The organism is Streptomyces sp. DSM 116793 (assembly GCF_057320905.1).
The window spans coordinates 3,872,467-3,890,423 of the sequence record NZ_CM170494.1; the positions used below are offsets into that span (position 1 = coordinate 3,872,467).

At 73.0% G+C, this 17,957-nt stretch carries 15 protein-coding genes; 8 read left to right on the forward strand and 7 right to left on the reverse strand.

What is annotated here, in order from left to right:
- Positions 1-283: 283 nt before the first annotated feature.
- The 5 genes from ACSMXW_RS14975 to galU all read right to left on the reverse strand — a co-directional run bounded on the left by ACSMXW_RS14975 (position 284) and on the right by galU (position 4,848).
- The gene (locus tag ACSMXW_RS14975; protein WP_485808044.1) at positions 284-919 is read right to left on the reverse strand and encodes a GNAT family N-acetyltransferase; all 636 of its coding nucleotides are present in this window, start codon (positions 917-919) and stop codon (positions 284-286) included.
- Complete coding sequence (locus ACSMXW_RS14980) at positions 916-1,425, reverse strand: MogA/MoaB family molybdenum cofactor biosynthesis protein (RefSeq protein ID WP_485808046.1); 510 nt, start codon at positions 1,423-1,425, stop codon at positions 916-918. Before ACSMXW_RS14980 ends, ACSMXW_RS14975 begins: the two co-directional genes overlap by 4 nt.
- A gap of 356 nt (positions 1,426-1,781) precedes the next feature.
- Complete coding sequence (moaC, locus tag ACSMXW_RS14985) at positions 1,782-2,252, reverse strand: cyclic pyranopterin monophosphate synthase MoaC (RefSeq protein ID WP_485808048.1); 471 nt, start codon at positions 2,250-2,252, stop codon at positions 1,782-1,784.
- 339 nt (positions 2,253-2,591) lie between these two features.
- Positions 2,592-3,938: a molybdotransferase-like divisome protein Glp gene (glp, locus tag ACSMXW_RS14990; RefSeq protein WP_485806850.1), complete on the reverse strand. Its 1,347-nt coding sequence runs from the start codon at positions 3,936-3,938 to the stop codon at positions 2,592-2,594.
- A gap of 4 nt (positions 3,939-3,942) precedes the next feature.
- Complete coding sequence (gene galU, locus ACSMXW_RS14995) at positions 3,943-4,848, reverse strand: UTP--glucose-1-phosphate uridylyltransferase GalU (protein WP_485806851.1); 906 nt, start codon at positions 4,846-4,848, stop codon at positions 3,943-3,945.
- A 93-nt stretch (positions 4,849-4,941) separates the two neighbouring features.
- On the opposite strand from galU, the gene ACSMXW_RS15000 reads away from it, so the two are divergent.
- Positions 4,942-5,565, forward strand: coding sequence for a 5-formyltetrahydrofolate cyclo-ligase (locus ACSMXW_RS15000; protein ID WP_485806852.1), 624 nt, complete (start codon positions 4,942-4,944; stop codon positions 5,563-5,565).
- A 256-nt stretch (positions 5,566-5,821) separates the two neighbouring features.
- Here the strand turns inward: ACSMXW_RS15000 and ACSMXW_RS15005 are convergent, their stop codons facing one another.
- On the reverse strand, positions 5,822-8,683 hold the full coding sequence (locus ACSMXW_RS15005) for a penicillin acylase family protein (protein ID WP_485806854.1): 2,862 nt from the start codon (positions 8,681-8,683) through the stop codon (positions 5,822-5,824).
- A 399-nt stretch (positions 8,684-9,082) separates the two neighbouring features.
- Here ACSMXW_RS15005 and ACSMXW_RS15010 point away from each other — a divergent pair, with 399 nt between their 5' ends.
- The 5 genes from ACSMXW_RS15010 to ACSMXW_RS15030 all read left to right on the forward strand — a co-directional run bounded on the left by ACSMXW_RS15010 (position 9,083) and on the right by ACSMXW_RS15030 (position 14,531).
- Complete coding sequence (locus tag ACSMXW_RS15010; RefSeq protein ID WP_485808049.1) at positions 9,083-10,609, forward strand: potassium/proton antiporter; 1,527 nt, start codon at positions 9,083-9,085, stop codon at positions 10,607-10,609.
- 388 nt (positions 10,610-10,997) lie between these two features.
- Positions 10,998-11,354 carry an FmdB family zinc ribbon protein gene (locus tag ACSMXW_RS15015; RefSeq protein ID WP_485806856.1) on the forward strand — a complete coding sequence of 119 codons (357 nt, stop codon included), beginning with the start codon at positions 10,998-11,000 and terminating at the stop codon, positions 11,352-11,354.
- 526 nt (positions 11,355-11,880) lie between these two features.
- Complete coding sequence (locus ACSMXW_RS15020; protein WP_485806858.1) at positions 11,881-12,732, forward strand: S-methyl-5'-thioadenosine phosphorylase; 852 nt, start codon at positions 11,881-11,883, stop codon at positions 12,730-12,732.
- A gap of 551 nt (positions 12,733-13,283) precedes the next feature.
- Entirely contained in the window at positions 13,284-13,913 is a 630-nt protein-coding gene (locus ACSMXW_RS15025) for a hypothetical protein (RefSeq protein WP_485806860.1), read from the forward strand.
- Positions 13,914-14,102: 189 nt separating this feature from the next.
- Complete coding sequence (locus ACSMXW_RS15030; protein ID WP_485808050.1) at positions 14,103-14,531, forward strand: large conductance mechanosensitive channel protein MscL; 429 nt, start codon at positions 14,103-14,105, stop codon at positions 14,529-14,531.
- A 166-nt stretch (positions 14,532-14,697) separates the two neighbouring features.
- Here the strand turns inward: ACSMXW_RS15030 and ACSMXW_RS15035 are convergent, their stop codons facing one another.
- Positions 14,698-14,838, reverse strand: coding sequence for a hypothetical protein (locus ACSMXW_RS15035; protein WP_485806862.1), 141 nt, complete (start codon positions 14,836-14,838; stop codon positions 14,698-14,700).
- A gap of 601 nt (positions 14,839-15,439) precedes the next feature.
- Here ACSMXW_RS15035 and ACSMXW_RS15040 point away from each other — a divergent pair.
- Both ACSMXW_RS15040 and ACSMXW_RS15045 read left to right on the forward strand, forming a co-directional pair.
- A complete protein-coding gene (locus tag ACSMXW_RS15040; RefSeq protein ID WP_485806864.1) occupies positions 15,440-16,705 on the forward strand; it encodes a low temperature requirement protein A in 1,266 nt (421 codons plus the stop codon).
- 12 nt (positions 16,706-16,717) lie between these two features.
- Entirely contained in the window at positions 16,718-17,881 is a 1,164-nt protein-coding gene (locus ACSMXW_RS15045; RefSeq protein ID WP_485806866.1) for a P1 family peptidase, read from the forward strand.
- Positions 17,882-17,957: the final 76 nt, after the last annotated feature.

A 17,957-nucleotide genomic window follows, 5' to 3' on the forward strand; every position in this document is an offset into this window, starting at 1 on the left:
GAGCCGACGGCCCAGACCAGCCGACGGTCCCGGTGAGCCGGCAGTCTCCGCCCGGGTGACGGGCACGGGGGCCTGTGGACACCGCCGTCACCTGCCCGGATGCCGGCTGTCGCACATGCGGCCGTGGGCCGGGAGCCGGGAGTCCCGATCGGGCGCCGGGGCCCGGCGCCCGGGCCGGGAGCCGGGCGTCCGGGGGCCTGCGGCCGGGGCCGGGGCCGGGGCCGGGGCCGGGAGCCGGGCGCCGGAGCCTGGGCCGGGCGCGGCCCGCCCGGGGAGGCGGGCGTCACGCCATGCGTCGGCGGGCGTCCTCGGCGCGCACCCGGCGCCAGCGGTTGAGCAGCCCCTCGGGCACCTCTTCCGCGGTCAGCGCGAACACAAGGTGGTCACGCCACGCCCCGTCGATGTGAAGATAACGTGGACGAAGCCCTTCCTCACGGAATCCGAGTTTCTCCACGACCCGGCGGCTCGGCGCGTTCTCGGGGCGAATACAGACTTCGACGCGGTGCAGGCCGACCGTGCGGAAGCAGTGGTCCACGGCGAGCGCGACCGCCGTCGGCATCACTCCGCGGCCCGCCACATCCTGGTCGACCCAGTAGCCGATGTGCCCGGAGCACATGGAGCCCCACGTGATGCCGGCCACGGTGAGCTGCCCCACCAGGCGTCCCCCGTACTCGACGACGAACGGCAGCATCCGGCCCGCGTGCGCCTCGGCGCGCAGATGGCGGACCATCTGGCGGTAGGTGGGCCGCTGGGTTATCGGGCCCGTGGGCGGGGGCGGCGGGATGGTCGCCTCCCAGGGGCGCAGCCAGTCCCGGTTGCGGCGGTTCACCTCTCGCCAGGCGCGCTGGTCGCGCAGCCTTATGGGGCGGAGGGCTACCTCGCCGTCCGCCAGCTCGACGGGCCAGGACGGGCTGTTCAGTGCGCACTCCCTGGGGGTACCTCCCAGGCCGCTTCGGCGCTGGGCGAGGGTCTGGAATGGTCGCCGCCGCGGAGCTGCTGCACGGCGTGCGGCAGCAGCGGCGCCAGGACGGCCAGGCCGTCGCGCACACCACCGGTGGACCCGGGCAGATTGACGATCAGTGTCCGGCCGGCGACTCCGGCGAGCCCCCGCGAGAGGGCCGCCGTAGACACCTTCTCCCTTCCGAACGCCCGGATGGCCTCCGCGATGCCCGGCACCTCGTGGTCGATGACCTCCCGGGTCGCCTCGGGGGTGCGGTCGGTCGGTGAGATCCCGGTGCCGCCGGTCGTCACGATGACGTCGTACCCGTCCGCGACGCCGGCACGCAGGGCCTGCTCCACCGGGTCGCCGTCCGGCACCACCCGGGGGCCGCCCACGGCGAAGCCGAGCTCCTCGAGCGCCTCGGCGATCAGCGGGCCGCCCGTGTCGGCGTACACACCGGATGCGGCACGGTTGGAGGCGGTCACGACGAGCGCCCGGCCGGGGCTCTCCGGGGCGTCCTCGCCGGCGTGGTCGTGGTGCGGAGCGTGCGGGGCACGCCCTGTCCCGCCGTGGTGCGGAGTGTGGCGGGATCCTCCGGTCTCGCCGTGGTGCGGAGTGTGGCGGGAGTCCCCGGTCTCACCGTGGTGCGGAGTGTGGTGAACGTGTCCGGTGTGGGGGGCGTGCCCTGCGCCGTCGTGGTGCGGGGCGTGTGGGCCGTGCCCTGCGCCGTCGTGGTGGGGGGCGTGCGGGCCCTGCCCCGCGCCGTCGTGCTGCGGCGTGTGTGGGCCGTGCCCCGCGCCGTCGTGCTGCGGCGTGTGCCGGGGGGCTTCCTGGTGGTCGGTCATGCTTCTGCCTCCGGGCGGGTGCGGGTCCAGTGGCCCGACCTGCCGCCGGTCTTCTCCTCCACGCGGACGTCCGTGATCACCGCCGCCTTGTCGACGGCCTTCACCATGTCGATCACCGTGAGCGCCGCCACGCTGACCGCGGTGAGGGCCTCCATTTCGACGCCGGTGCGGTCGGTGGTCCTCACGGTCGCCAGGATCTCGACGGCATCGTCCGCGACGGCCAGGTCGACCGTGACGCCGGAGACGGCCAGTGGGTGGCAGAGGGGGATCAGGTCGGGGGTGCGCTTGGCACCCATGATGCCCGCGATCCGCGCCGTGGCCAGTGCGTCGCCCTTGGGCAGGCCGCCGTCCCTGAGCAGTTCGACCACCCGGGGGCTCACCAGCACCCGGCCGCTCGCGCGCGCGGTGCGCGCGGTGACGTCCTTGCCGGAGACGTCGACCATCCGGGCGGCGCCCGATTCGTCGATGTGCGTGAGCCGGTCGCCCGGCCCCGGGCCGCGTCCGTCCCCGGCGCCCTGGCGGGCGCCGGGGTCCGGCGGGCTCCCCCGGCCCCGCTCGCCGCCCTGACCGCCCCGGACACCCTGCGCGCTCTGCACGCTGTGCTCACCCTGCAAGCCGTGCTCGCCCTGGAAGCCCTGCTCACCCTGCCGGGCCCGGAGGTCCTGCTCGGCCTCCCGGCCCCGGAGAGGGGGTCCGGGGGTCTCTCCCCTGGACATCGCCGTCATCTTCTGCGCTCCCGGTCCTGGTCCGGGCGCCACGGCGCACGGACCCTGTGTGCGCGACACGGTACCGCGCGGCGCGGCGCCTCAGCCGAGCAGGATCGTCTCCACCTTGGTGCCTGGGGCCACGGAGGACGTGTCCTCGGGGACGACGATCAGGGCGTCGGCATGGGCGAGCGCCGCGACCAGATGGGATCCGGCACCGCCCACCGGGGCGACGGTGCCCGTCTCGGGGTCGTACGTCCCCCTGAGGAACTGCCTGCGGCCCTCCGGGGACGTCAGCGGCGTCTCGGCGCGCAGCGTGGCGCTGACGGTGGGCCGGTGCACGTCGGGCAGGCCCCTGAGGGCGCGGATGGCCGGGCGGACGAACAACTCGAAGGAGACGTACGACGACACCGGGTTCCCGGGGAGCGCGAGCAGCGGGGTGCGCTCGGGGCCGATGGTGCCGAAGCCCTGGGGCTTGCCGGGCTGCATGGCGAGCTTGCGGAACTCGATGCCGCTGCCCGCCGCCGGGTCGTGCGCGTCCGCGGGGTCGCCGATGGCGGACAGCGCCTCCTTGACGACGTCGTAGGCGCCGACGCTGACGCCGCCGCTGGTCACCAGGAGGTCGGCGCGGATGAGCTGGTCCTCGATGGTGGCGCGCAGGGTGTCCGCGTCGTCGGTGACCGCGCCGACCCGGTAGGCGAGGGCGCCGGCGTCCCGCGCGGCGGCGGTGAGGGCGAAGCTGTTGGAGTCGTAGATCTGGCCGGGGCGCAGGTCGGCGCCGGGCTGGACCAGTTCGCTGCCGGTGGAGAGGATCACCACGCGCGGGCGCGGGCGCACGCGTACCGCATTGCGGCCGACCGCGGCGAGCAGGGAGATCTGCGGCGGGCCGAGGACCGTGCCGGCCGCCAGGGCGCGGTCGCCGGCGCGTACGTCGCTGCCCTGGGCGCGCACATGGGCGCCCTGCCGCGCGGGCCGGTACACCCGGACCTCGCCCGAGGCGCCCTCCGGAGCGGCGCTGTGCGCCCGCATGCCGGAGACGGGACCGCCTCCCAGGCCGCCGTCGGTCCACTCCACGGGTACGACGGCGTCCGCGCCGGGCGGCAGGGGGGCGCCGGTCATGATGCGGGCGGCCTGCCCGGGGCCGACGGTGGGCTGCTGGGCCTGGCCCGCGGCGACGTCCCCGATGACCGTGAGCACGGCGGGGGACTCCGCGTCGGCGGCCGAGACGTCCGCGGAGCGGACCGCGTAGCCGTCCATGGAGCTGTTGTCGAAGGGCGGGAGGGAGAGCGGCACCGCGATGTCCTCGACGAGGACGCAGCCCTGTGCATCCAGGAGGTGCAACTCGATGGGGTCCAGGGGCCGGACCGTGGCGAGGATGTCCTCCAGGTGCTCGGTCACCGACCAGAAGCGGTCCTGACCTGCGGCATGCGGGGTGGCGGTGCTGCTCAAATTGCTACATCTCCTCGGTGACGTAACGGCGGAGCCAGGCCCGGAAGTCGGGGCCCAGGTCTTCACGTTCGCACGCGAGTCTGACAATGGCACGCAGGTAGTCGCCACGGTCCCCGGTGTCGTAGCGGCGGCCCTTGAAGACGACGCCGTGCACCGGGCCGCCCACCTTCTCGTCGACGGCGAGTTGCTGGAGCGCGTCGGTGAGCTGGATCTCGCCACCGCGGCCGGGCTCCGTCCGGCGCAGTATGTCGAAGATCCCGGGGTCGAGGACATACCGGCCGATGACGGCGAAGTTGCTGGGGGCGTCCGAGACGTCGGGCTTCTCGACCAGGCCGCCGACCCTGACGACGTCGCTGTCCGTGGTGGCCTCCACCGCCGCGCAGCCGTACAGGTGGATCTGCTCGGGCTCGACCTCCATGAGCGCGATGACGCTGCCGCCCTGCTGCTTCTGCACCTCGACCATGCGGGCGAGCAGCGGGTCGCGGGGGTCGATCAGGTCGTCCCCGAGGAGGACGGCGAAGGGCTCCCTGCCGACGTGCGGAGCGGCGCACAGCACGGCGTGGCCGAGCCCCCTGGGGTCGCCCTGGCGCACATAGTGCATGGTCGCCAGGTCACTGGACTCCTGCACCCGGGCGAGCCTGGCGCTGTCGCCCTTCTTGGACAGCGCCTCCTCCAGCTCGTAGTTGCGGTCGAAATGGTCCTCGAGAGGGCGCTTGTTGCGGCCCGTGACCATGAGGACGTCGTTGAGGCCCGCGGCGACGGCCTCCTCGACCACGTACTGGATCGCCGGTTTGTCGACGACCGGAAGCATCTCCTTGGGCGTGGCCTTCGTGGCCGGAAGGAAACGCGTGCCGAGGCCGGCCGCGGGAATGACAGCCTTGCTGATCGGGGGGTGGGGAGACTCAGTCATGCCGCCACCATAACGGGTGGCTATGTGCGGTAACTGTGGCTCCACATAATTCATCGGCATATGAGTGCGTTCAGAGAGGTTTGTGAGCACCCCATGCGTCAGCGCGGGAAGAAATTCCCCGAGGGTTCCCATACTGAGAAGCGCGAGTTGCGCCGAGGGTTCCTGTCGGTGAGGGACAGGTTTACGGACGATGACGTCCAGAAGGCGGCGCGGCTCCTGGCGCGGCGCGCCCTGGAGCTTCCCGAGGTGGCGGCGGCGCGGACGGTCGCGGCGTATGTCTCGGTGGGCCGCGAACCGGGCACCCGGGCTCTGCTGGACGCCCTCCACGCGCGCGGTGCGCGTGTTCTGCTGCCGGTGCTGCTGCCCGACGACGACCTGGACTGGGGTGTGTACGAGGGCCCGGACTCGGTGGTGCGCGTCCCCCGTCCGGGGCGGCTCACCCTGGTGGAGCCGCGCGGCGCGCGACTCGGCCGTGAGGCGGTGCTCGCCGCCGACGTCGTCCTGCTGCCCGGTCTGGCCGTGGACGAGCGGGGGATGCGGCTGGGCCGCGGCGGCGGCTCGTACGACCGCGTACTGGCCCGTCTGGCGGCCGCGGATGCCGCCCCGGCCCTGGTGGTGCTGCTGTACGACACGGAGGTCGTGGAGCGGCTGCCAGGGCTGGCGCACGACCGGCCGGTGCAGGCGGTGGTGACGCCGTCGGGGGTGCGGAGGTTCTGAGCGTGCGGCCCTGAAGGGGCGCGGCGGTTCTGGACGGCGCGGGAGGGCGCGGGGTGACCGCCGAGGGGGGAGAGCGAGAGGGCGGGAAGGGGCGCGGGCCGGAAGAGACGCGGGCGGGAGCGCACCGGGCGCCCGGCGGGCGGGGGCCGCCGGGCGGGGCCCCGGGCAGGCGCCGCCGGGCGGGGCCCCCGGGCAGGGGCCGCCGGGCGGGGCGTCACCGCCCGCCGGGGACACCCGGCCTCAGGGCCGCCCGGCCTCAAGGCCGCAGGACCAGCGTGTCCCGGGTGCTCTTGTCGACCGCCTTCTGCGAGTAGGCCCAGGTGAGCAGGGAGCCGTTCACCCACTTGTCCGTCTGGTCGGTGTAGTGGGAGTCGTAGGCGTGTCCTGACGCGCCGGTGAGGTTGATCCACTTGGACTTGTCGAGGTCCTTGAGGTTGACCACCATCCGCATGGAGGGCACCCAGATGACTCCGTAGCCCCCGGCGGCGTTCCAGCCGGTGGCGTCCACGGCGGCCTGGCCGCCGCCCAGGTTCCACGGTCCGCGGTTCAGGAGGCGCTGCAGGATGCCCGGGCCTTCGGTGCCGAGGGTCTGGTTCTTCAGGGTCAGCCGGTGCAGGCGGCCCCAGCTCCAGGTGTCGATGTCCTTGCCGAGCTTCGCGGTGAGCTCCCAGCGGGCGTCCTTCATGGCCCGCGCGAAGAGCTGGTCGCGGGTCTTGGTGGCGGGCTCCAGGCGTGTCTTGGGCGACTGCCACCAGGCGTTGTGCTGGTCGTTCAGGATCCTGCGGACGACCTCGAACCAGCGGTCGCCGCCGTCCGGCTGCGCCGAGTCGGCGTCCCGCTCGCCGCACTCGGTCACCAGGTGCTTCTCCTCGTCCTCCGGGACGGTCTTGTCGGCCGGCGGCACGTTGAGGCACTGGCCCTCGACCCGCAGCTCCTTGGGGAGCTTGTTCCCGAACGCGAGCTTGAGGATGTTGCGCCAGACGGCGTTGAAGTACGCCGCGGCCGCCGAGTCCGGGTTCTGCGTGTAGTCCCAGCCCTCCAGGAGCTCCTGGGCCTGGCGGACGTACTTGTCGGAGACGTTGATCTTCAGCAGCTTGGGCGTGAGCAGCTTGGCGATCTCACTGCTGTTGTCCATCTGCATCTGGCGCATGTCGTCCGGCGAGATCTTGCCGCCGTTCTTGATCTTCGACTGGATCAGGTCGGTGATCCGCTGGCTGCGGGTGCCGTACTCCCAGTCGGTGGTCAGGAGGTAGGGGTACTTGTCCTTGCCGACGACGGCCTGGTTGGCGGTGACGATGTAGCCGCGCTTCGGGTTGTACTCGTTGGGCAGCGCGGCCTGCTTGATGTACTGACCGGTCCAGCGGAACCTGGGGTCCCACCCGGGTGCCGGCAGGGAGCCGTCATAGCCCTTGGGCCGCACCGGGATACGGCCGGGGGCCTGGTAGCCGATGTTGCCCTTGGTGTCGGCGTAGACGAGGTTCTGGGAGGGCACCTCCAGGTGCCCCGCCGCCGCGCGGAACTGCTGCCAGTTCTGCGCACGGTCCAGCTCGAAGACGGCGTCCATGGACTTCCCGGGCGTCAGCGCGGTCCAGCGCAGCGCTACCCCGTAGCCGTCGCCCCGGTCGGGTGCCGCGGCGTCCACGGTGGCCTTCTTGCCGACCTTGACCAGTTCGTCGTCGCGGTCGGAGAGCAGCGGGCCGTTGTTGGTCTCCCTGACCGTGATCGTGACGGGCTTGCCGCCCGCCACCTTGATGGTCTCCTTGCGGGTCTTGAAGGGCAGCACCTGGCCGCCGTACTGGTAGCCGTTGCCGGAGAGCTTCTCCAGGTAGAGGTCAGTGACGTCGGCGCCCAGGTTCGTCATCCCCCAGGCGACGTCCTGGTTGTGACCGATGACCACACCCGGCATCCCGGAGAAGGTGTACCCGGAGACGTCGAAGTGGCAGGTGTCGGAGAGGGACCGGCAGTGCAGGCCCATCTGGTACCAGATCGAGGGCAGCTGCGGCGCCAGGTGCGGATCGTTCGCCAGCAGCGGCTTCCCGGTGATGGTGTGGGCTCCTGAGACGACCCAGGAGTTCGACCCGATGCCGCTGCCGCTCGGCCCGAAGACGGACGGCACCCCGTCCAGCACGTCCGAGACGGCCGACAGCTGGCTCTGCAGGCCGCCGGGGGCGGCGGCGTCGCCCGCGAGCCCGGTGCCCGCCGGGTCACTCGCCTGCTGGCCGGTCACCGAGCCTCCGGCGGACCCGGCGCCCCCCTGAGTGGTGCCCACGCTCCCCTGGGTGGTGCCCGCGTTCCCCTGGGGGGTCCCGGTGCTCTCCTGGGTGGTCCCGGTGCCGTCGAACGTGTCCGTGACGGCGTTGTAGGAGCCTTCCTGGACGATGGGCTTGTGCAGGCCGTAGGGGTACTCCGGGTAGAGGTCCTTGATCTGGGCTGCGCTCAGCCGGCTCGTCATCAGAGAGCGGTCGATCTCGTCCTGCATGTTGCCGCGCAGATCCCAGGCCATCGCCTTCAGCCAGGAGACCGAGTCGACCGGGGTCCACTTCTGCGGCTTGTAGTCGTTGCTGAAGCCCAGGGCGGCGTACTCGACCGAGATGTCGGCACCGTCCTTGCCCGCCAGGTACGCGTTGACTCCCTTGGAGTACGCCTGGAGGTACTTCTTGGTCGCGGGCGAGAGCTTGGAGTCGTACTCCTCCTGCGCCACCCGGTACCAGCCGAGCGTGCGGAGGTATTCGTCGGTCTTGATCTGGCTCTTGCCGAACATCTCGGAGAGCCGCCCGGAGGTCGTATGACGGCGGACGTCCATCTCCCAGAACCGGTCCTGGGCCTGCACATAGCCCTGCGCCATGAACAGGTCCTCGTCGGAGGAGGCATAGATCTGCGGGACGCCATACGAGTCCCGCTTCACGTCCACCGGACCGTCCAGACCGTGCAGCCTGACCGACCCCTTGGTCTGCGGGAAGGAGGCACGCACTGTGCTGACGCTCCAGTACGCGCCATAGCCGACGCCCACAACGATGGCCAGGACCAGAACCAGCACAAGGAGACGCGCACGGCGCCCCTTCTTTCGGCCGGACTTGCCGGACTTTCGACCGGAAGAGGCGGTGGTGGTGGAGGGCATCGCTGTCCTTGCAGTCCTTCGCGAGCGGCAGGGCGGAACGGGCGGTCGGGAACGTGCGGGCTGGGACGTACGGGCGCAAGTGCGGGCGGCCGTTCGGCCGGTGGCGCGAGAGCGCTGGAGCAACCATAGGCGCAGGAGCTGTGGGCCCCGGACGCGGCCATGGCTCTTCAGACCTTCTCCGGCCACCGCGGCACCCCGAGGGAGCCTGCCGGCCGCGACCGACTGCCGGGAACGCGTCAAGGAAGCGTTAACGATTAGGTAAGGTAACGAAGTACCTGGAGGTGCCCGGCGCGGGTGCCAGGTGCGCGGACGCGGCACGCGCGCGTGCACAGGCCCGTGCGCCGGGACGGCACTTGGGCCCAGAAGGGCACTCGGACCCAGAAGGGGAAGGAACGGCCGCTGACTGTCCACGACCTCAACCAGCTCCTGCTCGTCTGCTCGCTCGTGCTGCTCGTCGCGGTGGTGGCGGTCCGTCTCTCGTCCCGCAGCGGGCTCCCCAGCCTGCTCGTCTACCTGGGCATCGGCATCGCCATGGGGCAGGACGGCATCGGCAACATCGCCTTCGACAACGCCGAGCTGACTCAGATGGTCGGGTACGCGGCCCTGGTGGTGATCCTGGCCGAGGGCGGCCTGGGCACCAAGTGGAGTCAGATCAAGCCCGTCCTGCCGGCCGCCGTGGCGCTCTCCCTGGTGGGTGTCGCCGTGAGCGTGGGAGTCACGGCGACCGCGGCGCACTACCTGGCCGGGCTCGAGTGGCGGCAGTCCCTCATCATCGGCGCGGTGGTGTCGTCGACCGACGCCGCCGCGGTCTTCTCCGTCCTGCGCAAGGTGCCGCTGCCGTCCCGCATCACCGGCGTCCTGGAGGCCGAGTCGGGCTTCAACGACGCCCCTGTCGTCATCCTTGTGGTGGCCTTCTCCAGCAGGGGCCCCGTGGAGCACTGGTACGCGCTGCTGGGAGAGATCGCCATGGAGCTCGCGATCGGCGCCGCGATCGGGATCGCCGTCGCCTGGATGGGCGCCTACGGCCTGCGGAGGGTGGCCCTGCCCGCCTCCGGCCTCTATCCGATCGCGGTGCTGGCGATCGCCGTCACCGCGTACGCCGCCGGCGCGCTGGCGCACGGCAGCGGCTTCCTCGCCGTGTACCTCGCGGCGGTGCTGCTGGGCAACTCCCGGCTGCCGCACTGGCCCGCCACCCGGGGCTTCGCCGAAGGGCTCGGCTGGATGGCGCAGATCGGCATGTTCGTCCTGCTCGGACTGCTGGCCACCCCGCACGACCTGGTGGACGACATCCTGCCCGCGCTGATCATCGGCCTGGTGCTGACGGTGGTGGCCCGGCCCGTGGGCGTCGTGTTCAGTCTGCTGCCGTTCCGCATGCCGTGGCGGGAGAAGGCCCTGCTGTCGTGGGCCGGGCTGCGCGGCGCCGTGCCCATCATCCTGGCCACCATCCCGATGGTGACCGGCGTCCACGACAGCCGCCGGATCTTCAACATGGTCTTCGTCCTGGTGGTGGTCTACACCCTCGTCCAGGGCCCGACCCTGCCCTGGCTGGCCAGAAAGCTGCACCTGGGCGACGAGGAGGGCGCGGCCGACCTCGGCATCGAGGCGGCGCCCCTGGAGCGGCTGCGCGGCCATCTGCTGTCGGTGTCGATCCCCGAGGGCTCCCGGATGAACGGCGTCGAGATCAACGAGCTGCGGCTCCCCCTGGGCTCCGCGGTCACCCTGGTGGTGCGCGACGGCGCCTCGTTCGTCCCGCTGCCCACCACCCTGCTGCGGCAGGGCGACGAGCTCCTGGTGGTGGCGACGGACCCGGTGCGGGACGCCGCGGAACGCCGACTGCGCGCGGTCGCCCGCGGCGGCAAGCTCGCCGGGTGGCTGGGGACCGGTGGAGAGCAGGGCGATCGCCGGGGGCCCGCGCGGGGCCACTGACCGGTCGTCGACCGGGCTGGTGGCTGGGCCGCTGAGCGGGGCGCCGACCAGGCCACTGGCCGGCCCGTGAACGGGCCCCGATCAGGCCGCCGGCCAGGGCGCCGATCAGGCCGCCGGCCAGGGCGCCGATCAGGCCGCCGGCCAGGGCGCCGACCTGGGCGCCGGCCTGGGCGCCGGCCTGGGCGCCGACCTGGGCGCCGGCCTGGGCATCAACCTGGGTGGAGCGCGCGGCGGCGGCTCCGCGGTGCGCGGAGGGGGCTCCCCCGCACGTCCCCCGCGCGCGTGGCGTGGATCACCGCGCCCCCATGGCAGTGGACTCCCACCGCGGAATACGTCACTATGGACCGTCGTTAGCACTCAACGAGTGAGAGTGCCAGGAGGAAGACCAGTGCCGACCTATCAGTACCAGTGCACCGAGTGCGGCGAGGGCCTCGAGGCGGTGCAGAAGTTCACCGACGACGCCCTGACCGAGTGCCCCAACTGCGGTGGCCGCCTGAAGAAGGTGTTCTCCGCCGTCGGCATCGTCTTCAAGGGATCGGGCTTCTACCGGAACGACAGCCGTAGCTCGTCCAACGGGTCGTCCTCGAAGTCGTCGTCCGGGTCGAAGACGTCGGGCTCCTCCTCGGACTCGGCTTCCTCCTCGTCCGGATCCGGCTCGGGTTCGGGTTCGGGGTCGGGATCGGGCTCGAAGGACTCCGGCTCGTCGTCGTCCTCAAGCACCAGCACCAGTTCTTCGGCGGCTTAGCGGCGCGGGGGCCGGACCGGGGCTCGGCAGCCGCGGGGCGCCTTCGCGGCGGGCTGGCCGTGCAGCTCCCTCTGGCTCAGTAGTCCATCGCCTCGTCAGCGGGCTGGCCGAGCGGCTTCTCGGGGTCAGCAGCTCATCGGCGGAGCGGCTCGTCGGTGGGTCGGCGGACCGGCTCGTCGGCGGAGCGGCTCGTCGGTGGGTCGGCGGACCGGCTCGTCGGCGGAGCGGCTCGTCGGTGGGTCGGCTCGTCGGTGGACCGGCGGATCGGCCCGTCGATGGGCCGGTTCATCGGCGGATCGGCTTCTCGGCCCGCTTGGTAGCCCGTCGGCCGGGCCCGCCGAGCCGCTCGTCTGCGGCTCAGGAGTTCTTCGGCGGCGCAGCGGGCGGTTGCGTGCCTCCCCGTGCTCCTTCCTTGGTGGGCCGTCGGTGCGCCGGTGCCCGCGGGACCGCGGTGGCAGTCCTCACGAGACCCGGCCGTTCCCACGGCGGGTCTCGGTCGCAATCTTGTCCGGATACTGTGCTGACCATGGCGAACAAGGCGAACGCGACGCAGGCCGAGATCGGTGTCATCGGCGGCTCCGGCTTCTACTCCTTCATCGAGGACGTCACCGAGGTCCAGGTGGACACCCCTTACGGGGCGCCGAGCGACTCGCTCTTCGTGGGTGAGGTCGCGGGCCGCCGGGTGGCCTTTCTCCCCCGGCACGGCCGCGGCCACCACCTGCCCCCGCACCGGATCAACTACCGCGCGAACCTGTGGGCGCTGCGCGCCGTGGGCGTCCGCCAGGTGCTGGCCCCGTGCGCCGTGGGGGGTCTGCAGCCCGAGTACGGGCCGGGCACCCTCCTCGTTCCCGATCAGCTCGTGGACCGCACGAAGAGCCGGGCGAACAGCTACTTCGACGGGGAGCCGCTGCCGGACGGCACGACCCCGAAGGTGGTCCACGTGTCCCTCGCCGACCCCTACTGCCCGACCGGGCGCCGGATCGCCGTCAAGGCGGCCCGCGGCCGCGACTGGGAGCCGGTGGACGGCGGCACCCTCGTGGTCGTCGAGGGCCCCCGCTTCTCGACCCGTGCCGAGTCCCGCTGGCACGCGGCCCAGGGCTGGTCCGTCGTCGGCATGACCGGCCACCCGGAGGCGGCACTCGCCCGCGAGCTGGAGCTCTGCTACACCTCGATCACCCTGGTCACCGACCTGGACGCGGGCGCCGAGACCGGCGAGGGCGTGGTGCACGAGGAGGTGCTGAAGGTGTTCGCCGCCAATGTGGGCCGGCTGCGCACGGTGCTGTTCGACGCGGTGGCCGAACTGCCGGCGGAGGCGGGCCGGGAGTGCCTGTGCGGCGGTGCGCTGAACGGTCTGGAGACGGGGATCGTGCTGCCGTGAGGCACGGTGCCGCCTGCACCGGTGAGGCCGGAGCGGGGGAGGAGCCCGGTGACGGTGCCGGAGCCGGTGAACGCCTGAGTGGCTCGCGGCCATGACGGATGGCACGCCTCCTGCGCCGGGGCGGCGGAGCCTCACCTTCGGGTGAGGAAGTTATCCACAACCGGTGAGTTGTCCACGGGCCTCAGCGGGATCCGGCAGATCGCCGCATCGTGGGAGGGCCTCTCCGGACTCTTACGCAGGCGGTGGTCGTCATGTCCCAGTTCCCCTCGTCCTCTCCCGATTCCTCTCCTTCCGGCTCCTCTCCTTCCGGTCCCGATTCCTCTCCTTCCGGCTCCTCTCCTTCCGGTCCCGACTCCTCTCCCTCCGGCTCCTCTCCTTCCGGCTCCTCTCGCTCCGGTCCCGGCTCCTCGTCCTCCTCCTCTCTCTCCGTTCCCGGCCGCCGCGCGGATCTCTTCGCGGCGGCAGCGCGGGTGGAGCCTCGCACCTCCGCGGCGGCGCGGCCCGTGCCGTCGTGGGCGGCCCCGGAAGCCATGCCCTCCAGAGGGGACGCCATGCCCTCCAGAGGCGCGCCGCCCAGCTCCGCGGCCACCGCGAGCGCGCTCGGCAGAGGCGCACAGCCCGTCCCCGCCGGCAGCTACCGCGGAGGCACACAGTTCGTCCCCGCGGGCGACCGCGGCGGGGGCGCGCCGCCCACATGTGAGGTGCCGCACTTCGCCCCGGTCCGGGTGGGTCCCGGTCACCCCCGGCTCCGCCGGCTACTGCGCCACCGCAGACGTGCCGTGGCCGCCGGTCTGGCGATGACCGCGGCCGCCCTCGTCGCGGCGGCACCGTCCGACTCCGGCCGAGCGAGGCCGCAGCCCGGGGACCACCCGGCCGCCCGGCACCCCGCACACCCGGCACCCGAGCTGGTGACCGCCCCCGTACGCATCGCCGACGCGGACACGGCCCGGCTGCTGCACCCCGGCGACAGGGTGGACGTGATCGCGGCCGACGCCCAGGGCCCTGGCGGTACCGGGCAGCCCCAGGTGGTGGCGGAGGGCGCCCGCGTCGTGGAGGTGCCGGAGCCGACGGACGGCGGCGTGGGCACCGGCGCGCTGGTCGTACTCTCCGTACCCCGTCCGACCGCCGCCCGGCTCGCCGGAGCCGGGGCCACGGCAAGGCTGGCGGTGACACTGTGCTGACGCTCCAGTACCCAGCGCACGACGTTTCCGTGTCAAGTCCCACATATGAGTCAGCGAAATGGACAGGCCTCCCGCGCGCTGCCGTAGGTTGCGGACCTGATTACTCCACAAGCTGCCCATGTGAAGAAAGGCCTCTCGGTGAGCGTGAACCAGGAGCCCAGCGTCTGGCAGGGCTTCAAGTCCTTCCTGATGCGCGGAAATGTCGTGGATCTGGCGGTCGCGGTGGTCATCGGCACCGCATTCACCAACATCGTCAATTCCGTGGTGAAAGGCGTCATCAACCCGGTCGTCGGCGCCTTCGGTACCAAGGACCTGGACAAGTACAGCTCGTGTCTCAAGGACCCCTGCCGGTACGACCTCAAGACGGGGACGGTCACGGAGGGCGTCCCCATCATGTGGGGCACGGTGCTCAGCTCCGCCCTCAGCTTCCTGATCACCGCGGCCGTCGTCTACTTCCTCATGGTGCTGCCGATGTCCAGGGTGCTCGCCCGGCAAGCGGCGCGGAGGGCCGCCAAGGAGGGCACGAAGGATGCCTCGGACATCACCGAGCTGGAGGTTCTCCAGCAGATCCGCGACGAGCTGGTGGCCCAGCGCGGCGGCCCCGTCGTCGGCCACTAACGGCCCGGCCGCTAACGGCCCCCGGCGGGCGGGCCGGCCCGGTGGCCACCGTCCGCCGCGCAGGCCTCTTGGGCTGCCGTGGCGGCCATCGCGGCCACCCCAGCCGTCGCGGCCGTCCCATGGTGAAGGCCGTCCGGTGGCTGCGGGAGGGCCCGGGCCACCGGGTTCAGCTGTGGTGGGGCGGCTTCTCGTCGAGGAACCGTGCGAGGTCCGCGGCGCTGTCGCCGCCTCCCGAGGGCCGCTCGCCCCAGCCCTGGTCCGAGTCGTCGGAGGACCGCTGCGACAGCGGGTCGTCGAAGACGATCATGTCCTTCCGACGGGCCGAGGCCGTCGAGCCCGAGGAAGCCCTCGGACCGGACCCGGCCGCCGGACGCGACGGACCCTCTGGCTCGGAAGGCGTCTGCCGATCGGACGCTGCCTCGGCGTCACGCGACGCGGGGCCGGAAGCGGTGGTCATGCCCCCAGCGTACGACCCGTCGTCGCGACCCACCCCCAGGGTCCGCACCCCGGACCGCCCCCGGCCAGGGCGCGACGCAGGGGCGCCCGGCCAGGGACTCCCGTGGCGGAACCCACCACCTCCCGACCGACCGCACACCGGCCCACCACACCGACGTCCCCACCGCCCACACACCGGCCATCCGCCTCCGCCTCCCCACCGCCCACACGCCGGTCCCCCACACCGACGTCCTCACCGCCCACACGCCGACCGACCGCCCCCATCTCCCCGCCAACCACACACCACCCGACTCGACCCGTCTCCCCCGTCTCCCCGCCAGCCGCACACCACCCCACCGCCCCCACCTCCGGCCCAACCACACACCGCCCCACCGCCGCCACCTCCCCGCACGCACCGATCGACACGGCCCCGGAGGGGCCGCCGGGTGAGACGGTTCTGCTGTGCTGGGCACATGACCTCCAGTTCCGGCTCCCCCTCCGACTCCCCCTCCGGTGCGTCCGACGGCCGTCCCCCGCCGACCCGGCCGGTGCGCAGGATCTCCGCGCGGCGCCGCGACGAGTCCCACCGGGTCGCCTCGCCCCTGGAGCTCTTCTTCGACCTCTGCTTCGTGGTGGCCATCGCCCAGGCGGGCGGGCAGCTCGTCCGCATGATCGCGGCGGACCACTTGGGCGAGGGCCTGCTCGACTACGCGATGATCTTCTTCGCCATCTGGTGGGCCTGGATGCAGTTCTCCTGGTTCGCCTCGGCGTACGACAACGACGACGTCCTCTACCGTCTGGCGACCCTCGTCCAGATCGCCGGGGTGCTGGTGCTGGCGGCCGGCGTCTCGCGGGTCTTCGTGAGCCACGACTTCCTGGCCGTCTGGCTCGGCTACGCGATCATGCGCCTGGCGCTCTCCGCCCAGTGGCTGAGAGTGGCGGGCGCCGCCACGGGCAGGGAGCGGGGGATGGCCCTGCGGTACGCGACGGGCGTGCTGCTCTGCCAGGCGGGCTGGCTGGCCGTGCTGCTCGCGCCGAGGCCGGCCAGGCCCTGGGTGTTCCTGGTGATGGCGATCGCCGAGATCTGTGTGCCGCCCTACGCGGAGCGGCGTGCGAAGTCGTCCTGGCACCCGCACCACATCTCGGAGCGGTACGGCCTTTTCACCATCATCGTGCTGGGCGAGTCGATCGCCGCGGCCACGGCAGCCGTGAAGTCCGGCATCGAGGAGAACGACGCGCTGACCGAGCTGCTGCCGTATGCGGCGGGCGGACTGCTGCTGGTGTTCTCCGCGTGGTGGATCTACTTCGTGGTTCCCATCCACGGCCATCTGCGCACCAAGCGGCGGGCCTTCCTCTGGGGCTACGGCCACTACCTGATCTTCGCCTCGGCGGCGGCACTGGGTGCGGGCATCGAGGTGGCCGTGGAGCAGACGGTGGGCGGGGCCGACATCCCCCGGCTCACCGCCAACGCCGCCGTGACGGTACCGATGGCGGTGTACCTGCTCACGGTGTGGGCGCTGCACGCCCGCTTCTCCAAGGTAGGGGCGGTCGAGCAACTGGTGCTGCCCGGCACCGCGGTGGCTGTGCTGGCCTGTACGTTCGCCGGGCACTGGGCGGTCCTCGCGGCGGGTGCCGCGGCGGCGCTCGCCGTGGCCACGGGCACCGCTCTCACCGCGCGGACGGCGGCCCGCGAGGCCCGGACCGGGGAGCGGACGGCCACCGGTGGCGAACCCCCGTGATACGCATGCCGCATGACGGAGCACAGTGACGATCGACGCGGCGCGGACGGGCCGCAGGCGGGGCACGACGCGGGCGGTGCGGGCCGGGTCCCGGCGCGACGGGACGCTCTCACGGACGTTCCCGGGCTGCGCGTCGGGCACACGACGCTGACCGGCGGCGGGTGGCTCACGGGCACCACGGTGGTGCTCGCCCCGGAGGGCGGCGCGGTGGCGGCGGTGGACGTCCGCGGTGGCGGCCCCGGCACGAAGGAGACGGACGCGCTCGACCCGCGCAATGTGGTCCAGCGGATCGACGCGGTGGTGCTGACCGGCGGCAGCGCCTACGGCCTCGACTCCGCGTCGGGCGTGATGGCGTGGCTGGAGGAGCAGGGCCGGGGGGTGCGGGTGGGGCCCGATCCTGCACATGTGGTTCCGGTGGTGCCGGCCGCCTGCTGTTTCGACCTGGGCCGCGGCGGGGACTTCCGGGCCCGGCCGGACGCCGCCACCGGGCGCGCAGCGGTCGAGGCCGCGGCGGCCTCGGGGCCGGGCGCCCCGGTCGCCACGGGCTGCGTCGGGGCGGGCACGGGCGCGGTGGTCGGCGGCGTCAAGGGCGGTGTCGGCACGGCGAGCACGGTGCTGGCGTCCGGGGTGACGGTCGGCGCGCTGGTCGTGGCGAACGCCGCGGGTTCGGCGCTGGATCCCGCCACGGGCGTCCTGTACGGGGAGTACCTCGGGGGCCGGGTGCGGTATCCCGACGCGGCGGTGCACGAGACGGCGCGGCGGCGGCTGGCCGAGGCCGCGGGGGGCGCGCCGCCTCCGTTGAACACCACGCTCGCCGTGGTCGCCACCGATGCCGCGCTGACCCGGGCCCAGGCCCAGAAGCTCGCCGGCACCGCGCACGACGGCATCGCCCGCGCCGTGCGGCCCGTGCATCTGCTGCACGACGGGGACACGGTGTTCGCGCTGGCCACCGGCGCCCGTCCGCTGACCGGCGGCGCCGGCGAGGGACCGGCGGAGCCGGGGAGCGAGGCCGCCGCGCTGGCGCAGGCGGCCGCCGTGGCCGCGCAGAACGAGATCCTGGCGGCGGGCGCGGACCTGGTGACGCGGGCGATCGTCGCGGCGGTGCGGGCGGCCGAGTCGGTGTCGGGCCCGGGCGGCACGTTCCCGTCCTACCGCGAGCTGTACGAGTCCCGGTAACGGCCACCGCCCGCACCGGCTTTGAGAAGGGCGGCGCAGCCAACTGGAGGGAACCATTCCCGCCGAGTCCGTCTCT

Bases quoted from the DNA above. Each gene is read 5' to 3' on its own strand.
- ACSMXW_RS15045 (WP_485806866.1), top strand. From the start codon at position 16,718: ATGACGGAGCACAGTGACGATCGACGCGGCGCGGACGGGCCGCAGGCG.
- ACSMXW_RS15030 (WP_485808050.1), top strand. From the start codon at position 14,103: ATGCGCGGAAATGTCGTGGATCTGGCGGTCGCGGTGGTCATCGGCACC.
- ACSMXW_RS15005 (WP_485806854.1), bottom strand. From the start codon at position 8,683: ATGCCCTCCACCACCACCGCCTCTTCCGGTCGAAAGTCCGGCAAGTCC.
- galU (WP_485806851.1), bottom strand. From the start codon at position 4,848: ATGACTGAGTCTCCCCACCCCCCGATCAGCAAGGCTGTCATTCCCGCG.
- ACSMXW_RS15040 (WP_485806864.1), top strand. From the start codon at position 15,440: ATGACCTCCAGTTCCGGCTCCCCCTCCGACTCCCCCTCCGGTGCGTCC.
- ACSMXW_RS15020 (WP_485806858.1), top strand. From the start codon at position 11,881: ATGGCGAACAAGGCGAACGCGACGCAGGCCGAGATCGGTGTCATCGGC.
- ACSMXW_RS15000 (WP_485806852.1), top strand. From the start codon at position 4,942: ATGCGTCAGCGCGGGAAGAAATTCCCCGAGGGTTCCCATACTGAGAAG.
- ACSMXW_RS15035 (WP_485806862.1), bottom strand. From the start codon at position 14,838: ATGATCGTCTTCGACGACCCGCTGTCGCAGCGGTCCTCCGACGACTCG.
- ACSMXW_RS15025 (WP_485806860.1), top strand. From the start codon at position 13,284: ATGCCCTCCAGAGGCGCGCCGCCCAGCTCCGCGGCCACCGCGAGCGCG.